Source organism: Burkholderia torrens, from assembly GCF_984668525.1.
The window spans coordinates 1,628,658-1,647,930 of the sequence record NZ_OZ480211.1 but is presented as its reverse complement, the minus strand read 5'-3'; the positions used below and the strand labels follow the sequence as shown (position 1 = coordinate 1,647,930).

Genomic DNA, 19,273 nt, shown 5'->3' with positions numbered 1-19,273 from the left:
CGGCTCCGCCTAGCCATGTGTGATTGGACTGCGCGCATCACCACCTCGCTTACTGCGCACTTTGCCCGCCGCCCGACATGCCGCTGGCGGAGCCGAGCTGCGAACTCATCGAATCCGGAATCTTGTTCTTGAACGAGTCGAGATAGCGCTGATAGACGAGCGACGCGACATCTCCCAGCACCGGTTGCGTTGGAGCCGCCGCGCGATTGTCGCGCTGCATCGTGAGCCAATCCCTAGCAGCGCGCCCGACGTCCGACGCGTACGGTCCGTCTACGGCTTGCGCATAGGCGGCCGCCGACCCCGCCATCCAGACAATCGCTCCCAGCACCGCGATCCGGCCTGCATACACGTTTCGATGATGTTTGTTGTTCATGTCGTTCCCCGGATGTCTGTTTACTGTGCAAAGCGCTGTAACAGCGGCACGGTCTGGTCGTAACCGAAATTGTTCGCCATCGGTGTAATGGGGGTCGTGGCGGCATGACGCGACACCACCGGCGGCGTCGCGACAGCGCGTTGCTGCGCACGTACCGCCGCGACGATCTTCGCGGCGTCACCGTTGATGTCCTTGCGAATATCCGCCGGCAGATGCTGCTGGTTCATCAACCGCTGAGCATCCTGTGTGCGACCGGCCGCAATCAGATAAAGCGCGAGGTTGCTGACGATCTTCGGATTGCGCTGATCCAGTTCGGCTGCCTTCATTAATGGCACCCGTGCACCAACCACATCGCCGCTACGCAGCTTCGCGTACGCGAGATCGGAAAGCAGTGACGCATCGGTCGGCGCAAGATCCGACGCTTGTGCAAGCGCCTGCGCCGCGCGATCGAAATCCCCTGCCGCACCCGCAATCAATCCGAGCCCGCGATAGCCTCGCGCGGCGAGCGGCGTTTTCAGCAGTTGCGTGTAGACGGCCGCGCTCGCGACCGGCTGGTCAGTCATCCGCAGCGCGTCCGCACGTAACAGGATCGACTCCGGGATCACACCATATGTCTTGTCGTAGGCGTCGATGTGCGCAAGCGACGCAAAGTAGAGCCCCTGTGCCTGCATTCGTTGAATCAGGCCCAGATACATTCCCGGCGTATCCGGCACGGACTGTTTCTGATCGGCCGCCTGCATCAACGCCGCCCTCTCGGCCTGTGCGTTGACCCCATACCCGTTTTCCTTGGTCGCGCACGCGCCGAGCAACAGCATCGCTGCCACCACCACACCCGCTTGCGCTGTCATTTCGCAGATCCGCTTCATCGTCTTTCCTTCCGCCGTCAATGATGCGCCGACAACGCGCGCGTCACTGCCAGCATGCCAGGCCCGGCCGTCACGATCAGCAATGCGGGCAGTAACGTCAGCACCATCACGCCAGTCATCTTCACGGTCAACCGACCGATCCGTTCGCGCAACATCGCACGTCTCGTCTCGCGCAACCGGTCCCCGAACTGCCTGAGCGGCTCCTGCACCGCACCGCCATGCTTGTCGACCTGAATCATCAGTCGCACGATCGCACGCAGATCCTCGTTGTCGAATCCGCCAGACAAACGCTGCAACGACTGCTCACGCGTCCGGCCCGCTGCGAACTGACGCTGCGCGATCCCCATCTCCGACGACAGTACCGGCATCATTCCGCGAAAATCGTTCGTCACAACCTGCAGGCTCTGATCGAGTGACAACCCGACACCCTGCAGCAGCCGCAGCATGTCGACGAGCAACGGCAGTTCGTCGATCACGCTTTGCCGACGCGAGGTCGCACGCCGCCGCACGTAAAGCTTCGGCAACATGAAGCCGAGCCCGAAGGCAGCGAACATCCCAAACATCCACATCCCGCCCTTCATCCGCCCGCTCCCGAAGATCGCGAACAACAGCGGCAGCGCGATCCCGCATACAACCCGCGCGCTCAGGAACAACCCGCGCATGCGCGCGTCGACATAGCCACATTGCTCGAGCAGGCGGCGATCCTCTTCCGCGACGGCATATTTTCCAAACCCGGTATCGAGCCAGCGCACGCCGGCTGCCGACAACCGATCGAGAAACCGTCCAACGCGCTGCCCACCACGCACGTCGGGTTTCTCGGGCGTCTCGCCGTCCGGCGCAGGCCGCGCTTTCGCTGCCTCAAGCGCAGCCATGCGTCGGTCCAACGCATCGACAAGCGCGCGCTCGGCACGCGTTGCGGCGCTCGCACGCAACAGCGCGATCATGCCGAACAGCAACACGCCGAGTGCGCCGGTCGCCAGGGCAATCGCTCCGATCTGAGTCGCTGTCATAGCATCACCTGAGCCGAGCCATTCGATATAGCCAGACACTGCCGGCCAATTGCAATAGAAACGCGAACATGAGGAGCGTCCGTCCACCCGGATCGTTCCACATTCCATGCAGATATTTCGGATTGTTCAAAATAATGAAACTACCGATCGCGATCGGCAACATCACGAGCACAAAGGCTGACAGCCGCGTCTCGGCCGACATCGCGGTCAGTTCGCGCTCAGCCTGCTCCAGATCGCGCATGAACACGGCCATGCGCTCGAGCATCACGTCAGCGCGCCCCCCATACTTCACCGACAAGCGCAGCACGGAGCCGACAAGTTCGAACTCCTGGGTCCGGTAAATCTTCGCGATATGCACCATCGCACGATCGATTTCGACACCGCCGCGCAGCATCCGCGATACATGATCAAGACATCCGCGAAGCGGTTCCTCAGTCGTCAGCAGTGCCGACTGAAACGCTGCCGGCACGCTGTTGCCAAGTGTCACGAGACGCACGATCCCGTCGAGGAACGATGGAATCTGCCGGACAATCTTCAACCTACGCCGCTGAATTCGCGACGCGAGCCAAACGCCGGCAATCGAGCTGCCGCACGCGAGCGCGGCGAAGCACGCCAGCGCGCCACCACGGCTGCCCGCGAAGCCCGCGACAACGACCAGCACGACGAGCGCCGCCAGTGCCTTGCCGCGTGCCCCCTCGATCCCCGCCCGACTCGCGAAATTGGTCAGATACTCACTGGCCACCGCATACCAATGCGCCGAGAATGAGCCTGTCGACGCATTTCGCGCGATGCCAGGCTGCGCCGCAATATGTTGTCCGCCTGCCACTGCGGACCGGACTGCCTGTGTCGCGGCCTTAGCACGCATGCCCGGGTCGAGCCGGCTGTCGATGAAGCGCTTCACGTCGGTCCGCACGCGCCGGGTCTCTGCGTGACGCCACAGCATCATCGCAGCCGCGACGCACAGCATCGCGATCGCCAGCACCCACACCATCGCGCTATACATTGAAGCCCCCGCCGCCACGGCCGAACCCGCCGCCGAAGCCGCCACCAAACCCGCCCTCGCCGAATCCGCCGCTCGTCAGCGTCTGACGGAAGCGCGCAAGCTTCGGCGAATGCGGATAAATGCCCAGCGTTTCCCAGTGGTCGACTTCCTCGCCCTCCGCCGTCACGCGCGCCTCGTAGCGATAAAGCTCCTGCGTCGCGATGATGTTGTCGGACAGTCCGGTCACTTCGGTGATCGACAGGATCCGCCGACGCCCGTTCGACAGGCGCCCGATCTGCACGATGAAGTCGATCGCATTCGCGATCTGCCGGCGCAGGCTCGACTCCGTGCCCTGGAAGCCCGCGAAGCCGGCCAGCATCTCGAGACGGTACAGACACTCGCGCGGCGAACTCGCGTGCACGGTCCCCATCGAGCCGTCGTGGCCGGTGTTCATCGCCTGCAGCATCTCCAGCACTTCGCCGCCGCGCACTTCGCCGACGATGATCCGGTCCGGGCGCATCCGCAGCGTATTGCGCAGCAGGTCGCGAATCGACACCACGCCGGTGCCGTCGAACCCGCCCGGCCGGCTCTCGAGCCGCACGACGTGCGGGTGGTTCAGCGACAGCTCGGCCGTATCCTCGATCGTCACGACACGCTCGATCTCCGGAATGTGGAACGCGAGCGCGTTGAGCAGCGACGTCTTGCCGGAGCTCGTCCCGCCCGATACGAGAATGTTGCAGCGTGCCTCGACGGCTGCCTGAAGCAGCGTGTTGATCTCTTCGTTGAAGGTCCCGTTGGCAAGCAGGTCGGACGGCTTCAGCGGATCCTTGCGGAATTTCCGGATCGATACGACCGGACCGTCGATCGACAGCGGCTCGATCACGACGTTCACGCGGCCGCCGTCCGGCAACCGCGCATCGACCATCGGGTTCGATTCGTCGAGACGGCGACCGATCGGCGCGAGGATCCGTCGCACGATCCGCAGCAGGTGCGCGTTGTCGGTGAAACGCACCGGCAGCTTCGCGAGAATCCCGTGGCGCGACACGTACACGTCGTTGTAGCCGTTGATCAGGATGTCCTCGACGGCCGGGTCCGCAAGCAGGTCCTCGATCGGCCCGAAGCCCGCGAGCTCCTTCGTCAGCGCCTCGGCAATCGTGCGCACTTCGTTTTCGTTGAGCGGGATGCGACGCAGGCGCACGAAGCTGTCGATCTCGAGATCGACGAACTGGTTGATCGCCTGGCGGGACCATCGGCCGAACTCGGCGCCCAGCTCTTCGATGCGCGTCAGCAGGTGCTCGTGCGCGGCATTCTTGATGTCGTGGAAATGCTGCGTCTGGGAGAACGGCGCTGCGCCGTCGGCGAATTGAATGTCGTGTGCCATCGCTTACGACCGCTTGGACGAGGGTTGAATGAAGCGCTTCAGCGCGGACAGGCCGGATGCCGGACGCGGTACGGCCGATCTGACCGATACGCCCGGCAGCCGCGTGGCAAGCGACTCGAGCGCGCGTACGTACGGGTCGCGCTCCGCCATGTCGACGATGAGCCGGCCCTGGTTCGCGGCATGGCCGATCGCGACGCGTCGCGACGGCAACGTGCCGACCAGCGACAGCCCGAGACGCTCGGCGATCTGCGCGGGCGTCAGGTCGAGTGCGGGGTCGTACTGGTTGACGACGAGCCGCACGCGATCGGTCTCGACACCTGCGTCGCGCAACCCGGTCAGCAGATCTGCTGCCGACACGATCGACGCAACGCCCTGATCGCAGACGAGCCACGCTTCGTCGGCCGAGCTCGTGATCTGCGCGACGAACTCGCGATTCGAAAAACCGCCGAGATCGACGATCTGCTGATCGAAGAATGCGCGGAAGCGGTTCAACAAACCGGCGCACGACGCGTACGACACGTCGCGCAATGCGCCGAGATCGGCCGGCAGCGTCGTCAACGCGACACCGCTCTCGTGCCGCGTCAACGCGGTATTCACGAAGGTCCGGTCGATGCGGCGCAGGTTGTGAACCGCATCGATGAAATGGAATTCGCAGCGGGTATTCAGGAACAGCGCGCCGTCGCCTGCCGGCAGCCCCAGGTCGACGAGTGCGGTCTGGCGACCTGCGGGGGTGCCGCCGTTCGGCACGCCGCCCGCCCCCGCGCTCGACGCGCGCTTCTGCAGCCAAACGGCGAGATTCGCCGCGAGCGTGCTGACGCCCATGCCGGCGCGTGCGCCAAGCAGTGCGACGACCTTGCCGTGGCGGCTCGCCGGCTCGCCGACGTTCGCCAGCAGCCCGCGCGTCGTACGCAGCGCCTCCTCCGCCGGAGCCGACACGTCGATGAAATCACGCACGCCGGCGCGCAGTGCGGCAAGCGTGCTCTCCGGATGCGCGAGCGAACCGAGCGCGACGATCGGCAGCCCCGGGTGCGTCGCGCGAACCGCTGCGGCGGCAACGCTCGCGGCCGGGCTGCCATCCGAGAAGTCGATGAAGACGAGCGCCGGATTGAGGCCGGTGATGCGCTGTGCCAGTACCCCCGGCTCGAGCGACGCAGCCTCGACCGCGCCGGCCGACACCAGCGTATCGGCCAGCCAGCGGACATGCGCTTCCTGTTGCGATGCGCAAACGAAATAATCGGTCACGGCGGGTTCACACAATGATTGGATTCGCGCGTTCATGTCGAACACCCCCGATTACGCATGGCGTGCCGAAGCATCGCAACGCGCGATGCTTCGCACTCATTTCGAAAATCCCGGTGCCGCGTCCGGCGATGCGGCGCCACCCAGATACGACTGCCAGACCGGCCCGTTGCGCTGTTCGGACAGCTCACCCGGCGTCGCAGGCAGCACCGCGCCCTTCGCGATCGGTGCGACGAGATGCGGTGTGACGATGATCAGCAGCTCTTTGTCGTTCTGCTGATAGTTCATGTTCTTGAAGAATGTCCCGATGATCGGCAGATCGCCGAGCAACGGCACCTTGCTCACGTTCGACATCGTCTGGCGATCGATCAGGCCGCCGATCACGAAACTCTCGCCATCGCCAAGCTCGACCGTCGTATCCGCCCGGCGGGTCGTGATGCCCGGCACAGCGACACCGCTGATCGTCACACTGTTCACGAAATCGAGCTGGCTGGACTCGGGCGCAACCTTCAGCGCGATCCGCTGCGGGCTCAGCACCGTCGGCGTCAACGAGAGTCCGACGCCGTATTGCTTCCACTGGATCGCGGTCGAACCGAGCCCTTGCGGAGACGGAACAGGAATCTCGCCGCCCGCGAGGAAACTGGCGCTCTGTCCGGACAGCGCGACGAGCGTCGGCTCCGCGAGCACTCGGGCAAGATTGTTCGCCTCGAGCAACGACAGGTCGGCGAAGATCCCGCGACCCGCTGCATTCACGACCAGATTGAATGCGGACGAAACGGGCGAGCCGAGCGTCGGAATGTATCCTGCCGTGCCGGGGGACCCACCGTTATACGATTGCACACCGCCGGGCGAGAACGATCCGAACGAAAAGCCGTTGCTCTGCTTAAAGAAATTGAACCCGACCTGCTTGAGCACCGAGCGGCTGAATTCGACGACCCGTACGTCGACCTGCACGACGCTCTTGCCCGCGACCGTCGATCGATCAATCACGGTGCCCTTCCCGCTCATGTTCTTGCCGACCGCAGCCGCACGCGCATGCGAATCGAGCGACGCCGACGAACCCTGCAGCACTGCGGTGCCACCGTATGCATTCACGCGCGGCGTGGAACCGTCGAGCACCGCTTGCGCAGCCGCGTCGACGACCTCGACGCTCCAGACCGTCGGTTCGTCGTGACCACGCTCCCACAGCATCACGTTTGTCGCGCCGGGCGCCTTTGCGGTCAACAGCACTGAACCGGAACGGCTGCCCTTCATGATCAGCACGTCGGCGATCGCCGGATCGCCGACCGCGACACGTTGCAGCGTGCGGCCCGCCGAAATCTGCCGCTGTGCGCCGACCGCGAGCTCGATCGTGCCGGCCGCGCTCGCGAACGATGCGAAAGTCATGGTGCAGATAGCAATCACGAATGCAATCAGTGAGTTTTTCATTGTTTGGTAGACCGTCACGCGGCCCTATGCTTGTCGTCGCTGGTATCGATGGCCGTCGATGTCGTTCAATAGGCAACCGTTTCCGACCGGCCGCCACGGATCACTTCGATGCCGCTACCTCCCCCCCGCTGAATCGCAGGCGGCAGACGCGACGGCAACGGCGGCACGTTCACGTTGGCCACCGGTGTTTTCGGTGTACCCGACAACTGTTGCAGCGAGACGCCCGCCGCAGCGAGTGCCGACGGCGACAGTTTGTTGTCCGTACGTACTGCAACCGTTTGAGTCGCAAGCTCGTCGTCGCGCGGGTTACGCAACGCGAATGTCAGACGGCCGCTCGCTTCGCCGAGCGTCAGCGCGTCGACCTGCGCGGTCGGCACCGCGAGGACCGCGATGCGGGTACCGGATGCTTGACCATTACTGGCGTTGTTGTTGCCGCTGTCGCGCTCGGGTGTCGCATCACCAAACGACAGCACGCGCACCTTCGATAACAGAAGCCGCGCCTGCGTCTGCGAAACTTCGCCGTCGAGCATCGTGCCGCCGCCCTCGCGTTTCAGGTTCAGGAACACGTCGACGAAATTGCCGGGCCGCAGGCGGTTGCCAACAGCATTGGTTTCATCGACACGCACGGCGACCGCACGCTCGCCCGGCTGCACATCCTCGGCGAGCCCCGACACCAACGCACCCATTACGACCGGCGACGATGCCGGGATGTCCGCAGCCGGCACCCGGCCAATGAGTAGGGACGGATCTGCAAATGATCCTGCCGGCGCCGGCGCAGTAGGCCGAATCTTCAGCGCATCCGCAGTGATCGGCTGCCCGGCAGGCAGCACACGAGTCGCAACCACTACCGGAACCGGACTTGCCACGACGGTTTGCTGGGCCAGCCCGGGGTTCGGCGTACTGCGTCCGAGCATCCACGCGTAAATTCCAAGCAATACGGCGATCGCAATCAGCAGCCCTGCAATGATTTTCGTTAAGTTGTTGGCCATGTTGTTATGTGCGTGCCGGAATAAAAGTCCGATAAATTTCTTGCCCGATTCACGCGTTCGCTCATCTGCCGCGTCACGATGCTTACGTCAAAGGAGCGATTGCGGAATCTGAACGACCGCCGTACTCGTCAACGGTTGAGTCAATATGCTTCCCAGGAATGGCATGCTGGTCATCCAGCTATCGGGGCTGTAATTCACCGTGACCGACAAGCAGTACAACGACGGCGGAGTCGACTTGTCATAACTGCACTGAGGCGCCGCGACCTGCGGCGTGCCGACATTCAGCCAGCCCACGACGCTCTGTGCGGTCGTCGTCGCGTTCGTAATGCGTGCAGCAAGACTTGGGGCATAGCTCAATCCGGCCCGTGCGCCCTCGCTGGCAGCAAACGTCAGGCTCTGCTGGATCGTGAAAATCATCCCGAAACTGACGATGCCGTAGAAAACCACGAACAGCAGCGGGAACACGATCGCAAACTCGACAGCCGTCGCGCCACGCTGCCGTCGCTGCCCATGCGACTGTTTCTGTCGTTTCATCGCACAGCCCCCGTTGCAACAAGAAAGACGACCCATGCAGCGGCCGGCGCCGAGAGGCAGGCCACATAGGGTGTTGCCCGGTAGCTTCCGAGCGCCATCGCCGGCGTGTCCCGGCGCCACAATGCGCCGATCGATGTGCGCGACAGCAGCATCAGTGCGAGGGCATGAATTCCGGCGACAAGGCTTCCGACGATCCAGACCCATAGCAGCGCATTCGGGCCGCACCACACGCCGATCACGGCAAATATCTTGACGTCCGCCGCGCCCATAATGCGTAACAGAAAAAACGGAAAAAAGGCGGCCAATCCGACCAGCAGACCGATCATCGCCTGCTTCGGGAGAGTGCCAAACGGACTGGCGTTCAAATACGCTCCACCCAAGCCACAGGCCAACCCCGTCAGGACGAGCGAATTCGAAACGCGTCGAAAACGGATGTCGCTGGTTGCGACGAACGCAGCCCAGACCAGAAACACCCCGCTGAAAATGAAATATGCCATCGCACCACAACCCGCAACGAATGTCGCCGCAGGGGAACTGCCAAAGGGCAATTCCCCTGCAACAACACTAAGCCGGCCTCATGTTTCGAGGCCGTACAAATTAACGTCAGGTAGGTTACGAAAAGATTTTGGCAGCCGAGCAGTTCGCGCCCGCCGGGGTCGTGAGACATGTCCCGAGGTTGGTGAACATATTGCCCAGATTAGTGCCGATCGAAGAAGCACCAGCCAGGATCGCGATAGCAATCAGACCCGCAATCAGCCCATACTCGATCGCGGTAACCCCGTCTTCTTCCCGAAGGAAGCGAATCATCAATGCTTTCATTTTATTCCTCGTGCCTGTATTTACGATCTTTGGCCTTTTATACGTATACGTCCCCGCATATCTGGCCGTTGCCCCGCGCCGTTCGCCACATCTGCTGCAGCGACAACCGGGTGCGCTTTCTTTATAGGTCGCCCCGAAGGGCATTGCTCACGATTTGATGCAAGTTAACATTCGCGATAGTGACCCTCCTCGAACGTTGTGTACCGAACCGTACATTTCCTTACATCTGCTCCCGATTCTATATCCGAACCGATTTAGTTTCCAACCTCTTTTAACGACTCCGTCGGAAAAAAAGTCTTCAGGAGCACAACGTATTTGTACGGCGTTTCGGTACGACTTACACATAGGATTTACGATAGGTTAGATGTGCACACCTAATCCACCAGTAAAACAATTGCCTTGTCCACCAAGCCGGCTCTCCGCCCACGTTACGCCGCACGCGTAACGCCAATGTTGTGACGTTACGTTACGAAACGGCCGAAATCGTTCTCATTCGCCAGCGCTTAAACAGATTCAACAATCTTTCAATTTCCACCACTTCCTTTCCCGACAAGGAATTGCCTCGTTTAAAACCGGTTGTCGAACTGTCGGGCGTCGAAATGGCACGACAGTTGCAGAGTAGTCCTCGCACCACTCAACACAACGCAGTTCACAACACATTTTTAATGCGAGGAAGAAATGGACATTAAGGTTATCCCTCATGGCGTGTTCCGGACGACTCTGATCGCGGCCACCGTTGCAGCCATGCTCTCCCTCTCCGCGTGCGGCGGCTCCGGTTCCATCAGCCACGGCCTCGGCGGCGGCTCGAGCTCGGGCGGCGGCACTTCCGGTACGAGCGGCACCTCGGGTACGAGCGGTACGTCCGGCACCAGCGGCAGCTCGGGCACGAGCGGCACGTCCGGTACCAGCGGCAGCTCGGGCACGAGCGGCACGTCCGGCACCAGCGGCACGTCGGGCACGAGCGGCACGTCCGGTACCAGCGGAACCTCGGGCACGAGCGGTACGTCCGGCACCTCCGGTGTGTCGGCGAACCCGGTGGGAACTGTCCTCGCAAGCACCAGCAATATCGTCACGACTGCCGGCGGCGCCGTCTCCAACCTCGGCTCCGCCCTCGGCAGCCAAACGCTGCCGGGCGTCAATCCTGCCACGACGCAAGCCGCGGGCGGCATCGTGCAAAGCGTCGGCGGCGCAGTGACCGCACTCGGCAACGGCCTCGGCAACGGTCTCGGCCAGCTCGGCGCAACGAAGGATCCGGTCGGCACCACGCTCGCCAGCACGGGCGGCGTAGTCAACCAGCTCGGCGGCGCAGTCACGCAGACTGGCGCGCTGGTCACGAGCCTCGGTAGCGGCCCGCTGTCGCCGCTCGCACCGGTCACGGGGGCCGTCGGCGGCCTCGTGTCGACGCTCGGCGGCGCCGTATCGAACGGCGGCACGACCCTCGGCAATGCACTGTCGACCGGCCCGATCCAGCAAGTCACGCAGACGGTCAGCTCGGCCATCACGCCGATCACGACGATGGTCGGCCAGACGACCCAGACGATCGGTACGGCGACTGGCCTCGGCGCCCCCGTCAACACGCTGCTCGGCACGGTCGGCAACGGGCTGAACCAGGCCGGCGCGCTGCTCGCGTCGACAGGCGGCAACCCTGTCACGACGGGCCTCGGCAACACCGTCTCGGCCACGGGCAACACCGTGAAGGCCGTCGGCGGCCTGCTCACCGGCGGCACCGGCGGCGTGACCAATCCGCTCGCACCGCTCACCGGCCTCGTCTCCACGGTTACTGGAGCACTCGGCGGCGCAACGGGTGGCGGCAGCGGCCCGCTCGCTCCGGTCACCGGCCTCGTCTCCACGGTCACCGGTGCACTCGGCGGCGCAGCAGGCGGCAGCAGCGGCCCGCTCGCACCGGTCACCGGCCTCGTCTCGACGGTCACCGGCGCACTCGGTGGCGCAGCAGGCGGCAGCGGCAGCCCGCTCGCTCCGGTCACCGGCCTCGTCTCGACGGTTACCGGCGCACTCGGTGGCGCAGCAGGCGGCAGCGGCAGCCCGCTCGCTCCGGTTACCGGGCTCGTCTCGACGGTCACCGGCGCACTCGGCGGCGCAACCGGCGGAACGAGCGGCAGCCCGCTCGCACCGGTCACGGGTCTCCTCGGCGCAGTCACGGGTGCCCTCGGCGGCGTGACGGGCGGCGCAGGCGGCAGCAGCCCGCTCGCTCCCGTGACGAACGCCGTCTCGACGGTCACCAGCACGGTCGGCGCACCGGCACTGACCGGCGGCACGGGCGCCGTCACGAACTCGGGCTCGTCGTCGAACCCGCTCGCGCCGGTCACGTCGCTGATCGGCGGCCTGCTCGGCGGCACGCACGGCAAGTAATCCGGCATCCATTCATCGAAAAGACAGCGAGGAGTCCATCATGTCCCAGCAACGTTCCATCACGACCGTCACCCTGCGCCAGTGGCGCGTGCCCCTCACCGCCTTCGCCGCAGCCTGCCTGCTGGCCGCCTGCGGCGGCGGTGGTGTCAGCGCGACGCCGTCCAGCAGCAGCAACAACAATCCAAGCACGAGCGGCACGCCCAGCACGAGCGGCACCAGCGGCACGTCGACCGGCACCAAGGGTGTCGTCAGCACGGTTGGCCAGACGGCCACGGACCTCGGCAGCACGGTCGGCAACATCAGCCTGCCGGGCCTCGGCGACGGTGTGACGAAGGGCGTCGGCAGCACGCTCTCCAGCACCGGCACGATCGTCGGCGCGGCCGCCGATGCCGTGAGCAACGGGCTGGGACAGATCGGCTCGACGAAGGATCCGGTCGGCACGACGGTGGCCGGTCTCGGCAATGTCGTCGGCGCGACGAGCAACACGGTGTCCGGCCTGAGCTCGACGGTGAAGGCGCTCGGCACAGGCCCGCTCGCACCGCTCGCGCCGGTCACGACGCCGGTCGGCACCGTGCTCGACACGGTCGCCAACGGCCTGACGGCCGCCGGCACGACGATCGGCTCGACGCTGTCGTCGGGCGCGGTCCAGCAGGTCACGCAACCGATCAGCTCGGCGATCACGCCGCTCGTGATCACGGCCGGTCAGGTCACGCAACAGGTCGGCACGACGACCGGCCTCGGTCAACCCGTATCCGGCCTGCTCGGCCAGATCGGCGGTGCGATCAGCTCGGCGGGCAAGCAGGTCGCGGGCACGTCGAGCCAGCCGCTCGTCGGCGACGTCGGTCAGCTCGTGACCGCGGTCGGCAACACCGTGACCAACGCAGGCGGCCTCGTCAACCCGAACGGCCCGAACGGCGCGGCACCGATCCCCGGCCTGATCACGAGCCTCGTCGGCGGCTCGACGGCGACCGTCCAGGGCGGCACGTCGTCGGGTTCCAGCTCGACGAACCCGCTCGGCGGCCTGCTGTCGGGTCTCGGCTCGACGCCGCTCGGCTCGCTCACGGGCGCACTCGGCGGCGCAACGGGCGGCGCGGGCAGCGGCCCGCTCGCTCCGGTCACGGGCCTCGTGTCGACGGTCACCGGCGCACTCGGTGGCGCGGCAGGCGGCAGCGGCGGTCCGCTCGCCCCCGTCACGAATCTCGTGTCGACGGTCACCGGCACGCTCGGTGGCGCGACAGGCGGCGCAGGCAGTGCAAACCCTCTCGCGCCCGTCACCGGTTTGCTGAATACTGTCACCGGAGCAGTGGGCGGTGCAGCAGGATCGGGAGGCGCGAGCCCGCTCGCGCCGGTCACGTCGCTGGTCGGCGGTGTCACGGGCACGGCATCGTCGGGTAGCGGCTCGACGGGCCTGCTGGCACCGGTAACGGGGTTGCTGGGCACGCTGGGCAGCGTTGGCAAGTAAGGAGGACGGTCGCACCATCGCAGCCGGAGCGAATGGCGCGGCCGTACAAACACAACCGGCATGGCGGCACGCGGCGCGCGACACCCTGGTGTCGCGCGCCGGCATTACAAAGAAGACGAAAAGCAAGGCCTACGAGGAAGAACAATGAAATCCAGACTCGACAGATGGATGATGCTGCTCGCCATCGCGGCAGCAGGCACGGCACATGCACAATCGCGCGTCGGCGGTAACCCGCTCGACTCCCTTCCCCAGATCAACGCACCGAAGACCGGCCCGAACGTGACCGTGCAGGTCGCCCCGCAAGCGCCGCAACTGCAGGAGTTGCTGTCGCGACACCTGACGCCGTCGACGTTTCAGGTCGAAGGCGTGAAGTCGGTGCCGTTCGAGGAAATCTCGCGTCGCTTCACCCCGCTCGTCGGCAAGGACATCACGATCGGCGACCTGATCGAAACCGCCAACGGCGTGACGAAGCTGTACCAGGAACGCGGCTACGCGCTGTCGTTCGCGTTCGTCCCCGCGCAGACGTTCGAGAATGGCGTCGTGCGCATCACGGTAGTCGAAGGTTATGTGTCGGACGTCAAGATCACCGGCAAGCCCGGTGCGATGGAACCGAAGATCCGCGCGATCGCTGCCCACATCACGGACGATCGCCCGCTGCGCCGCGCGACGTTCGAACGCTACGTGAACACGTTCGGCCTGCTGCCCGGCCTCACGGTGAAGGCGAATGTCCCGCCGCCGCAAACCACCGATGGCGCCACGACGCTCGAACTCGCGGTCGACCGCAAGCCGTTCAACATCGGCACCGGTATCGACTTCAACCACCCCGGTGTCCAGGGCCTCATCACCGCGACCGAAAACGGCCTGACGCGGTTTGGCGAGCAATTGAGCATCTCGGCGCTCGCGCCGCCCGGACGTGACAAACAGACCTACTTCGCGTTCAGCGGCGCGGTACCCGTCGGCAGCAGCGGCCTGATCACGCGCCTCGACGCAAGTACGTATCGCGGCAAGCCGACCGACAACCCGGGGCTGCCGTCGACCGTCGAGCGCACCGTGAAGAACGAGAAACTGGGTCTTTCGGCATCCTATCCGATTCTGCTGAACAACCAGCGCAGCCTGCTCGGCACCGTGTCGGGTTACGCATCGCACAACGAAGATCGCTACCAAAGCCAGGTCAACGGCAATACGCTCGACAACCGGTCTCAAGTTCGCGTGCTGCAACTGCAACTCGACTACACCAGTGTCGAACCGAAACAGGTGCGAAAACTGAGCATCAACGTGGCCAAGGCGTTCGACGTCCTCGGCGCATCGAAATCGCAGACCGGCCTGGTTAACGGCGTGGGTGTCACGTATGCGGATCCGATTTCGCTGACCTTCGTTCGTACCGGCGCGACTGTCACGCAAACCAACGAATGGCCGTTCCGGATCGGCACGTCGGTTTCGCTGACCGGCCAATACAGTCCCGACTCGCTGCCGACGTCCGAACAGATCTCGTTCGGCTCGACGCGCTACGCGCTCGGCTATCAGCCTGGCGAAGCGTCGGGCGACTCGGGCTGGGCGATGTCGCTGGAGGTCAACCGCGGCTTCACGCCGGGCTGGACGTATCTGAAATCGATCACGCCGTACGTGGCCTACGACATGGCGCGCGTGTATCTGCACTCAGGCACGCCGTCGCCGAACCGCATGTCGTCGGTCGGCATCGGTGTGCGGTTGTCCGACAGCCGCTTCTACAGCCTCGACCTGAACGTTGCGAAGCCGATCGGCGACGCGCCCGTCGAAAGCGCGTCGCGCAGCCCGCGCATCAACGCCGCATTCTCGTATCAGCTGAACTGATCGGACACCAAACAGCCCGCGTCACGCGGGCTGTTTCGATTAGAGTCCCCTCTATCAAACGTGGCGCGCGGTTTCACGTATTCTGGCGAAGCTCGCAACATGCCCGCCCCATGCAGACGGGCGTGCGGGCGAATCGAACACGACATGCAAAACAAGGAGGATGACAATGATTCAACTGACCCGCCCGTTGCGTGCAATCGCCGTTGCCGGTGCACTGCTCGCCTGTGCAGCCCCCACGTTCGCACAAGCCGACAATCCCGTCGGCATGTGGCAGACGATCGATGACAACACCCATCAACCGAAGGCACTCGTGCAGATCGCCGAGGACGGCGACGGTGCACTGACGGGCAAGGTCGTCAAGGGCCTCGGCGCGAACGATACGCCCGATCGCCGCTGCACCGCCTGCACGGACGAGCGCAAGGATCAGCTCATCAAGGGCATGACGATCATCAAGGCAATGAAGAAGGAAGGCGACCACTGGGACGGCGGCAACATTCTCGACCCGGAGAACGGCAAGGTCTACAAGTGCAAGATGACGCTTGAAGACGGCGGCCAGAAACTCGTGGTGCGCGGTTACATCGGCGTATCGCTGCTCGGCCGGTCGCAGACCTGGATTCGCCAGCAATAACACAGCGCGCGAAGACGCGCGGCTCAATGAAAAATCGGCCTGCGACGAAGTCGTCAGGCCGATTTTCTTTGGATGCGGGCGCAACAGAAGCCGACTGGCATCACGCCGCACGCTTCAGCGAGTCGGGCGCATAGCCGCCCGGTGTGCGATACGCGGGTACCGCGTTGCTACGTGCCTCCGCCGCCTTCGATTGCGTATGCTTGCGCATTCGCGCGGACAATTCGTTGCACAGATCCACGCCCGAATCGCCATAGAGTTCACGCATCACGCTCAACAGCGTGCCCGTCTCGTGCCAGACCTTGAAGCGGCGATGGCATGTCTGATACGACGGGTAACGGCGCGGCATGGCGGACCACGTTGCGCCACTGTAGATCACCCAGAGCACGCCGTTCAGGACGGCCCGCGTATTGGCTAGCGGACGGCCGCGCAACTCGGTGCGCGGCTGCATTTCGGGCAGAAGCGGCGCAACACAGCGCCACTCGTGGTCGGTCAGATCGCGATACGGTGTCATGGACATCTCCAGCCTTGGTAACCATGACACAACGATATCGGCTCACCTCAACGATGAATATAAGACAAATCCGAAAATACCCCGAGATTGCATGAATTTGACCGGAATTGACGTTTGAATCCCGTCAATTACCGGACAGCGCAATCAGGTCAGCGACGTATCGACGATGCGACGCGGCGTCTCGAGATACTCCTTCGACTGCATCTCGACGATTCGCGACACCGTGCGCGCAAATTCGTTGGCCATCGGGCCTTCGACGTACAACTGCTCCGCCGGCACCGCCGCGGACATCAGCAGCTTGACCTTGTGGTCGTACAGCACGTCGATGAGCCACGTGAAGCGACGCGCCTCGGACGCCATCCGCGGCGACATCTGCGGCACCTCGGACAGCACGATCGCATGGAAACGGCTCGCCAGTTCCAGATAGTCGTTCTGCGATCGCGGGCCGCCGCACAGCGTCGCGAAGTCGAACCAGACGACACCGTCCGCCTTGCGCAGCGCCTTCAGTTCGCGCTTCTCGATATGCAGGATCGGGCTTTCATCGGGTACCGCCGCGAGCTTGCCGAACGCATGGCGCAGTTCGCGATCGGCGTCCGCGCCGAGCGGCGTGTGATACATCTTCACCTGCGCGAGCGTGCGCTGGCGATAATCGACCCCTGCGTCGACGTTCAGCACGTCGAGCTTGTCCTTGATCAGCGCGATCGCCGGCAGCATGCGGTCGCGATGCAGGCCGTCCGGATACAGGTCGTCGGGATCGTAATTGGACGTCATCACGAACTGCACGCCGTTGTTGAAGAGGCGGTCGAGCAGACGGTACAGGATCATCGCGTCCGCAATGTCCGACACGTGGAATTCGTCGAAGCAGATCAGCCGGTAGCGCTTCGCGATGCGCCGCGCGAGCTCATCGAGCGGATCGGCCTGCCCTTTCAGTTCCTCGAGCTCGCGATGCACTTCGCGCATGAATTCGTGGAAATGCAGGCGCGTCTTGCGCTGCACGGGCACGACCGCATAGAAGCTGTCCATCAGGAAGCTCTTGCCGCGGCCGACGCCGCCCCACATGTAGACGCCGCGCGGGAGGTCCGGATGATTGATGAGCTTCTTGAACGCGTTCGAGCGACGCGCCTTGTACTCGACCCACTCGTCGAAGCAGCGCTGCAGGCGATCGACGGCCGCGCGCTGGGCGGGATCGGACTGATAGCCGCGCGTGGTCAGCTCGCGCGTGTAGTATTCGGTGACGTTCATCGGGCAAACCGGAAAGAACGAAGGCGAGCGGGAAACCCCGCCCGCCTTCGTCAAGAGACGGCTGCGCCGGCCGGCGGCCGGCAGGCGCTACGCCGTGCTCAGCTGTTCAGCGAGCGCTTGTCGACGGCGAGCGCCGCTTCGCGCATCACTTCCGACATCGACGGGTGCGGATGGCAGATGCGGGCGATGTCTTCCGACGCCGCCTTGAATTCCATCGCCACCACGGCTTCCGCGATCAGGTCCGACGCATTCGCGGCGATCACGTGCACGCCGAGCAGTTCGTCGGTCTTCGCATCCGCGATCATCTTCACGAAGCCGTCCGGCGCGTTCATGCCGAGCGCGCGGCCGTTGATCGAGAACGGGAACTTGCCCGACTTGATCTCGCGGCCTTCCGCCTTCAGCTGCTGCTCCGTCTTGCCGACCCATGCGATTTCCGGGTACGTGTAGATCACCCACGGAATGCAGTTGTAGTCGATGTGCGGCTTCTGGCCGTCGATCACTTCCGCGACCAGCACGCCTTCGTCTTCCGCCTTGTGCGCGAGCATCGGGCCGCGCACCACGTCGCCGATCGCGTACACGTTCGGCACCGCCGTACGGCAGTGGTCGTCCACGTCGATGAAGCCACGCTCGTTCGCCTTCAGGCCGATGGCCTCGAGGCCGAGGTTGTCGGTGTTCGGCACGCGGCCGACCGACACGATCAGGCGGTCGGCGTCGAGCGTCTGCGCGTTGCCGTCCTTGTCCGTGTAGGCGATCGACACACCGTTCTCCGTCGCCTTCACTTCACCGATCTTCACGCCGAGATGGATGTCGAGGCCCTGCTTCTTGAACAGCTTGGCCGCTTCCTTCGCGAGCGCTTCGTCGGCTGCGCCGAGGAATGCCGGCAGCGCTTCGAGCACCGTCACTTCGGCACCCAGGCGGCGCCATACCGAGCCGAGCTCGAGGCCGATCACGCCTGCGCCGATCACGGCGAGCTTCTTGGGCACCGAGTCGAACGTCAGCGCACCTTCGTTGTCCGACACGATCTTGTTGTCGACCGGGATGCCCGGCAGGTGACGCGCCTTCGAGCCCGTCGCGATGATCACGTTCTTCGCGGTGACGACTTCGGTTTCACCCTCGCCGCTCACTTCGATCTGCACGCCGGCGTCCGTCTTGCCGGCGAACTTGCCATGGCCCTTCAGCCAGGTGATCTTGTTCTTCTTGAACAGGAACTCGATCCCGCTCGTCATCTTCTCGACGATCGCATCCTTGCGGCCGAGCATCTTCGCGACGTCGATCTTCACGCCATCGACCGTGATGCCGTGGTCGGCCAGGTGATGCGACGTGTTCTCGAACTCTTCCGACGATGCGAGCAGCGCCTTCGACGGGATGCAGCCGACGTTCAGGCAGGTGCCGCCGAGCTTCAGCGCGCCGGCCGGGTTCTTCCACTTCTCGATACAGGCAACGGTCTTGCCGAGCTGCGCGGCGCGAATCGCGGCGATGTAGCCGCCGGGGCCGGCGCCGATCACGACGACGTCAAATTCCTTGGACATGACAATCCTTTCTACTTGTACGCCCGCGGGTTCGCGCGTGTACGCGAACCCGCGGAGCGGGTCGATGCAGTGAAACTCGG

19 protein-coding genes are annotated in these 19,273 nt (G+C 64.3%); 4 read left to right on the top strand and 15 right to left on the bottom strand.

The genetic code is table 11. The features are described 5' to 3' along the window. Positions 1-49 precede the first annotated feature (49 nt). From AC5LXX_RS07595 to AC5LXX_RS07540, 12 genes are all read right to left on the bottom strand, one after another. A complete protein-coding gene (locus tag AC5LXX_RS07595; RefSeq protein WP_493411009.1) occupies positions 50-373 on the bottom strand; it encodes a DUF3613 domain-containing protein in 324 nt (107 codons plus the stop codon). 20 nt (positions 374-393) lie between these two features. Then, positions 394-1,239 carry a tetratricopeptide repeat protein gene (locus AC5LXX_RS07590; RefSeq protein WP_493411008.1) on the bottom strand — a complete coding sequence of 282 codons (846 nt, stop codon included), beginning with the start codon at positions 1,237-1,239 and terminating at the stop codon, positions 394-396. Between the two features lie 17 nt (positions 1,240-1,256). Then, positions 1,257-2,249 carry a type II secretion system F family protein gene (locus AC5LXX_RS07585; protein WP_493411098.1) on the bottom strand — a complete coding sequence of 331 codons (993 nt, stop codon included), beginning with the start codon at positions 2,247-2,249 and terminating at the stop codon, positions 1,257-1,259. Positions 2,250-2,253: 4 nt separating this feature from the next. Further along, on the bottom strand, positions 2,254-3,252 hold the full coding sequence (locus tag AC5LXX_RS07580) for a type II secretion system F family protein (RefSeq protein WP_493411007.1): 999 nt from the start codon (positions 3,250-3,252) through the stop codon (positions 2,254-2,256). Next, the gene (locus AC5LXX_RS07575; protein ID WP_493411006.1) at positions 3,245-4,612 is read right to left on the bottom strand and encodes a TadA family conjugal transfer-associated ATPase; all 1,368 of its coding nucleotides are present in this window, start codon (positions 4,610-4,612) and stop codon (positions 3,245-3,247) included. Before AC5LXX_RS07575 ends, AC5LXX_RS07580 begins: the two co-directional genes overlap by 8 nt. A 3-nt stretch (positions 4,613-4,615) precedes the next feature. After that, positions 4,616-5,890, bottom strand: coding sequence for a fimbrial protein (locus AC5LXX_RS07570; protein ID WP_493411005.1), 1,275 nt, complete (start codon positions 5,888-5,890; stop codon positions 4,616-4,618). A gap of 60 nt (positions 5,891-5,950) precedes the next feature. Beyond that, the gene (locus AC5LXX_RS07565) at positions 5,951-7,279 is read right to left on the bottom strand and encodes a type II and III secretion system protein family protein (protein ID WP_493411004.1); all 1,329 of its coding nucleotides are present in this window, start codon (positions 7,277-7,279) and stop codon (positions 5,951-5,953) included. Positions 7,280-7,344: 65 nt separating this feature from the next. Continuing rightward, positions 7,345-8,268 (bottom strand): Flp pilus assembly protein CpaB, encoded by a 924-nt coding sequence (cpaB, locus tag AC5LXX_RS07560; protein ID WP_493411003.1) that lies wholly within the window; start codon positions 8,266-8,268, stop codon positions 7,345-7,347. Between the two features lie 87 nt (positions 8,269-8,355). Next, on the bottom strand, positions 8,356-8,802 hold the full coding sequence (locus AC5LXX_RS07555; RefSeq protein WP_493411002.1) for a TadE/TadG family type IV pilus assembly protein: 447 nt from the start codon (positions 8,800-8,802) through the stop codon (positions 8,356-8,358). Continuing rightward, positions 8,799-9,299: an A24 family peptidase gene (locus AC5LXX_RS07550; RefSeq protein ID WP_493411001.1), complete on the bottom strand. Its 501-nt coding sequence runs from the start codon at positions 9,297-9,299 to the stop codon at positions 8,799-8,801. The genes AC5LXX_RS07555 and AC5LXX_RS07550 overlap by 4 nt, the downstream gene beginning before the upstream one ends. Before the next feature lie 115 nt (positions 9,300-9,414). After that, positions 9,415-9,621 carry a Flp family type IVb pilin gene (locus AC5LXX_RS07545; RefSeq protein ID WP_493411000.1) on the bottom strand — a complete coding sequence of 69 codons (207 nt, stop codon included), beginning with the start codon at positions 9,619-9,621 and terminating at the stop codon, positions 9,415-9,417. Positions 9,622-10,319: 698 nt separating this feature from the next. Next, positions 10,320-10,679 carry a hypothetical protein gene (locus AC5LXX_RS07540; protein ID WP_493411138.1) on the bottom strand — a complete coding sequence of 120 codons (360 nt, stop codon included), beginning with the start codon at positions 10,677-10,679 and terminating at the stop codon, positions 10,320-10,322. Here AC5LXX_RS07540 and AC5LXX_RS07535 point away from each other — a divergent pair. From AC5LXX_RS07535 to AC5LXX_RS07520, 4 genes are all read left to right on the top strand, one after another. Next, positions 10,642-11,991: a collagen-like triple helix repeat-containing protein gene (locus AC5LXX_RS07535; RefSeq protein ID WP_493410999.1), complete on the top strand. Its 1,350-nt coding sequence runs from the start codon at positions 10,642-10,644 to the stop codon at positions 11,989-11,991. The genes AC5LXX_RS07540 and AC5LXX_RS07535 overlap by 38 nt on opposite strands. 40 nt (positions 11,992-12,031) lie before the next feature. After that, entirely contained in the window at positions 12,032-13,453 is a 1,422-nt protein-coding gene (locus AC5LXX_RS07530; RefSeq protein ID WP_493410998.1) for a collagen-like triple helix repeat-containing protein, read from the top strand. A 144-nt stretch (positions 13,454-13,597) separates the two neighbouring features. After that, positions 13,598-15,283: a ShlB/FhaC/HecB family hemolysin secretion/activation protein gene (locus tag AC5LXX_RS07525; protein WP_493410997.1), complete on the top strand. Its 1,686-nt coding sequence runs from the start codon at positions 13,598-13,600 to the stop codon at positions 15,281-15,283. A 166-nt stretch (positions 15,284-15,449) separates the two neighbouring features. After that, the gene (locus tag AC5LXX_RS07520; protein WP_124454850.1) at positions 15,450-15,911 is read left to right on the top strand and encodes a DUF2147 domain-containing protein; all 462 of its coding nucleotides are present in this window, start codon (positions 15,450-15,452) and stop codon (positions 15,909-15,911) included. Positions 15,912-16,011: 100 nt separating this feature from the next. Here AC5LXX_RS07520 and AC5LXX_RS07515 read toward each other — a convergent pair whose 3' ends face one another. The 3 genes from AC5LXX_RS07515 to lpdA form a co-directional block, all read right to left on the bottom strand. Next, the gene (locus AC5LXX_RS07515; protein ID WP_493410996.1) at positions 16,012-16,422 is read right to left on the bottom strand and encodes a transposase; all 411 of its coding nucleotides are present in this window, start codon (positions 16,420-16,422) and stop codon (positions 16,012-16,014) included. 144 nt (positions 16,423-16,566) lie between these two features. Continuing rightward, positions 16,567-17,664 carry a cell division protein ZapE gene (zapE, locus tag AC5LXX_RS07510; protein WP_124454846.1) on the bottom strand — a complete coding sequence of 366 codons (1,098 nt, stop codon included), beginning with the start codon at positions 17,662-17,664 and terminating at the stop codon, positions 16,567-16,569. A gap of 98 nt (positions 17,665-17,762) precedes the next feature. Beyond that, complete coding sequence (gene lpdA / locus AC5LXX_RS07505; protein WP_493410995.1) at positions 17,763-19,193, bottom strand: dihydrolipoyl dehydrogenase; 1,431 nt, start codon at positions 19,191-19,193, stop codon at positions 17,763-17,765. Between the last annotated feature and the right edge of the window lie 80 nt (positions 19,194-19,273).

What these genes read in the sequence shown, in the direction of transcription:
- AC5LXX_RS07595 (WP_493411009.1), bottom strand. Translation starts at nt 373, where the DNA reads ATGAACAACAAACATCATCGAAACGTGTATGCAGGCCGGATCGCGGTG.
- AC5LXX_RS07590 (WP_493411008.1), bottom strand. Translation starts at nt 1,239, where the DNA reads ATGAAGCGGATCTGCGAAATGACAGCGCAAGCGGGTGTGGTGGTGGCA.
- AC5LXX_RS07585 (WP_493411098.1), bottom strand. Translation starts at nt 2,249, where the DNA reads ATGACAGCGACTCAGATCGGAGCGATTGCCCTGGCGACCGGCGCACTC.
- AC5LXX_RS07580 (WP_493411007.1), bottom strand. Translation starts at nt 3,252, where the DNA reads ATGTATAGCGCGATGGTGTGGGTGCTGGCGATCGCGATGCTGTGCGTC.
- AC5LXX_RS07575 (WP_493411006.1), bottom strand. Translation starts at nt 4,612, where the DNA reads ATGGCACACGACATTCAATTCGCCGACGGCGCAGCGCCGTTCTCCCAG.
- AC5LXX_RS07570 (WP_493411005.1), bottom strand. Translation starts at nt 5,890, where the DNA reads ATGAACGCGCGAATCCAATCATTGTGTGAACCCGCCGTGACCGATTAT.
- AC5LXX_RS07565 (WP_493411004.1), bottom strand. Translation starts at nt 7,279, where the DNA reads ATGAAAAACTCACTGATTGCATTCGTGATTGCTATCTGCACCATGACT.
- cpaB (WP_493411003.1), bottom strand. Translation starts at nt 8,268, where the DNA reads ATGGCCAACAACTTAACGAAAATCATTGCAGGGCTGCTGATTGCGATC.
- AC5LXX_RS07555 (WP_493411002.1), bottom strand. Translation starts at nt 8,802, where the DNA reads ATGAAACGACAGAAACAGTCGCATGGGCAGCGACGGCAGCGTGGCGCG.
- AC5LXX_RS07550 (WP_493411001.1), bottom strand. Translation starts at nt 9,299, where the DNA reads ATGGCATATTTCATTTTCAGCGGGGTGTTTCTGGTCTGGGCTGCGTTC.
- AC5LXX_RS07545 (WP_493411000.1), bottom strand. Translation starts at nt 9,621, where the DNA reads ATGAAAGCATTGATGATTCGCTTCCTTCGGGAAGAAGACGGGGTTACC.
- AC5LXX_RS07530 (WP_493410998.1), top strand. Translation starts at nt 12,032, where the DNA reads ATGTCCCAGCAACGTTCCATCACGACCGTCACCCTGCGCCAGTGGCGC.
- AC5LXX_RS07525 (WP_493410997.1), top strand. Translation starts at nt 13,598, where the DNA reads ATGAAATCCAGACTCGACAGATGGATGATGCTGCTCGCCATCGCGGCA.
- AC5LXX_RS07520 (WP_124454850.1), top strand. Translation starts at nt 15,450, where the DNA reads ATGATTCAACTGACCCGCCCGTTGCGTGCAATCGCCGTTGCCGGTGCA.
- AC5LXX_RS07515 (WP_493410996.1), bottom strand. Translation starts at nt 16,422, where the DNA reads ATGACACCGTATCGCGATCTGACCGACCACGAGTGGCGCTGTGTTGCG.
- zapE (WP_124454846.1), bottom strand. Translation starts at nt 17,664, where the DNA reads ATGAACGTCACCGAATACTACACGCGCGAGCTGACCACGCGCGGCTAT.
- lpdA (WP_493410995.1), bottom strand. Translation starts at nt 19,193, where the DNA reads ATGTCCAAGGAATTTGACGTCGTCGTGATCGGCGCCGGCCCCGGCGGC.